Source organism: Pseudomonas sp., from assembly GCF_050739995.1.
GTDB lineage: Bacteria > Pseudomonadota > Gammaproteobacteria > Pseudomonadales > Pseudomonadaceae > Aquipseudomonas.
The window spans coordinates 1-2,090 of record NZ_JBOICG010000191.1 but is presented as its reverse complement, the minus strand read 5'-3'; the positions used below and the strand labels follow the sequence as shown (position 1 = coordinate 2,090).

The following is a 2,090-nucleotide window of genomic DNA, read 5'->3' as shown; positions in this document are numbered from 1 at the left end:
GCCCGTGGCCAACTCAAACCCCGCACTGCCGCTGATGCCCCAGTTCAAAGGCGCCAACGCCGGGCGCAGTTGATCGAGTGCCTGCAACGCGGGTAAGTCCCGTGGTGAGATAACGTCGCACAGGGCTTCGGGTACAACTCGCCGCTGCACGGCGGCAATCGGCATCATCGCGGCCAACCGCTGCTCACGGCCACGCCCACGCACGCCCACCGCGATAAGCCCCGGGGCAACGATAGCGCGGCGCACAACCACCGTGCCGACTGCCGCCACCGCCCACTCAGGGGCGCCAGCAGGCAGATGCGCCGGGGTCATGCCCCAGAGCAAATCGTGGGCGTTCACCATTGCTCCCGCAGCAGTTGGCGCACGTGGCTGGAAGCGGCGCGGTTGGTGGCGCCCAGGCGTCCTTTTAAATCAGGGCTGGTGATATCGTTGATGGCGTGCAGCAGGCAATTGCTGACCCGAGTCACATCGTCTGCCGTGGGCTGTTCAATCTGGCTGACCGACAAGGTTTCCCACAACAAGCCAAGGCTGGCATAGCTGTCGATGTCGTAGGCCATGGGCGCAATGCTGGCAGCCAGGGCTTCCAGCTCTTCAACGCTGCGCAAGGTCACCCGCGCCGCCGAGGCCTTGCCCATGGCGTGTACCATCACGCCCGGGTCACGCAGCGCGATCAGGCGGTTGGCTTGATACCCGTGGGCGAGAAACGCACCGGACATCGCCTTGCCCACCAGCAGAGCAATCACTGGGTGCCCAGCCAGCCGGGCGCGGGCGTAGCTGTCGGCGGCGGCAGCCAGGGCTTGATGAATACCCAGGGCTTCCTCACGGCGGCCGTAGGCTTGGCTGGGCACATCGACGATGGCGATCAACGGGCGCTTGTCGCCACGGGCAATGGCGTCATCCACCGCTTTGGCGAGGCCCCAGCCTTCCAGCAAACCAACTTCGCCGTTGCGTGCCCGGGGGAAGCGGTTTTGCGGGTCAGTGACGACCGCGATAAAGCGCACGGCTTGTCCGCCCAAGACACCGTCGGCGACCCTCAACGAAGCCGGCAAGCCTTCGACAGGCGTCGCCCCGGCGCTCAATGCGTTGAACCACTGCAAACCTCTCATGGGCGTTCTCCTTGATACAGCGCGCGCACCGTCGCTGGATCGATCTGCGCCGTGGCATCCAGTTCGGCCAGGCGCGCCAGGTAGTCGTCGGCCTGGCGGCTGCGCTGTTGAGCGGGCAAACCTTGTTGCAGCAGTGCGCTGACAGTCTGCTGAATCTCGCCTACATCGTCGGCCACGTAACGGTCGGCCAAGCCACTGTTGAAGCGCTGCTCGCCACCGGTAAGGCTCCAGATGAAAGGCCGGTCGCGGGAGTCGTATTCCTCAATGCCCGCTTCCTGTTCGATCACTTGCGGGCCGTTCAGGCCCAGGCGTGCTTCCCGGGTAACGACGAGGTAACTGCACAGCCCGGCGGCGATGGACATACCGCCAAAGCAACCGACGCTGCCCGCCACCACGCCGATCACCGGCTGGTACTGGCGCAGGTCGACAATCGCCGCATGGATGTCAGCAATGGCGGCCAGGCCCAGGTTGGCCTCCTGCAAGCGCACGCCACCGGTTTCCAGCAGCAGTACCGCGCGGGTGGGAATACCGTTGCGGTTGTCTTCGGCCGCCAGCTCCAGGGCGCCGGCGATTTTTGCGCCACCGACTTCACCCAGGCTGCCACCCTGGAAATTGCCTTCAATGGCCGCGATCAACACCGGCATTCCGGCGATGCTGCCCTTGGCGATCACCACGCCGTCGTCGGCCTGGGGCACCACACCTTGGCGGCTGAGCCAGGGCGACATGACCCGCTGGAACGGGTCGATCAGTTCTCGGTAGGTGCCTCTGTCCAACAGGGCCTTGCTCCGCTGGCGAGCACCCAATTCAACGAAGCTGTGCTTAGCGAGCAAGTCAATCATGACCGATCTCCTCGAAACCTTGCTCCAGACGCAGCCGCACCACACCGGGTGTCGCGCCGAAATCGTGGATATCGATGTTCAACGCCGGTGGCGTCTGCTCCTGGAAGATCCGCTCGAACAGGTGTTGCCAGCGCTGCTCGGCGCC

General features: G+C 65.0%; 2 protein-coding genes and 2 pseudogenes. All 4 read right to left on the bottom strand.

The annotated features are described in order from the left end of the window. Positions 1-342, bottom strand: a pseudogene (locus tag ACRESD_RS06715) (malonate decarboxylase holo-ACP synthase); the annotation flags it as partial. After that, positions 336-1,106, bottom strand: a complete 771-nt coding sequence (gene mdcE, locus ACRESD_RS06710) for a biotin-independent malonate decarboxylase subunit gamma (protein ID WP_431750214.1) — start codon at positions 1,104-1,106, stop codon at positions 336-338. The gene mdcE and the pseudogene ACRESD_RS06715, both read right to left, overlap by 7 nt. After that, entirely contained in the window at positions 1,103-1,945 is an 843-nt protein-coding gene (locus ACRESD_RS06705) for a biotin-independent malonate decarboxylase subunit beta (RefSeq protein ID WP_431750213.1), read from the bottom strand. The genes mdcE and ACRESD_RS06705 overlap by 4 nt, the downstream gene beginning before the upstream one ends. Further along, positions 1,938-2,090 (bottom strand): annotated as a pseudogene (locus ACRESD_RS06700) (malonate decarboxylase acyl carrier protein); the annotation flags it as partial. The gene ACRESD_RS06705 and the pseudogene ACRESD_RS06700, both read right to left, overlap by 8 nt.

Excerpts from the sequence above, each read along its gene's own strand:
- mdcE (WP_431750214.1), bottom strand. The coding sequence starts at position 1,106 with ATGAGAGGTTTGCAGTGGTTCAACGCATTGAGCGCCGGGGCGACGCCT.
- ACRESD_RS06705 (WP_431750213.1), bottom strand. The coding sequence starts at position 1,945 with ATGATTGACTTGCTCGCTAAGCACAGCTTCGTTGAATTGGGTGCTCGC.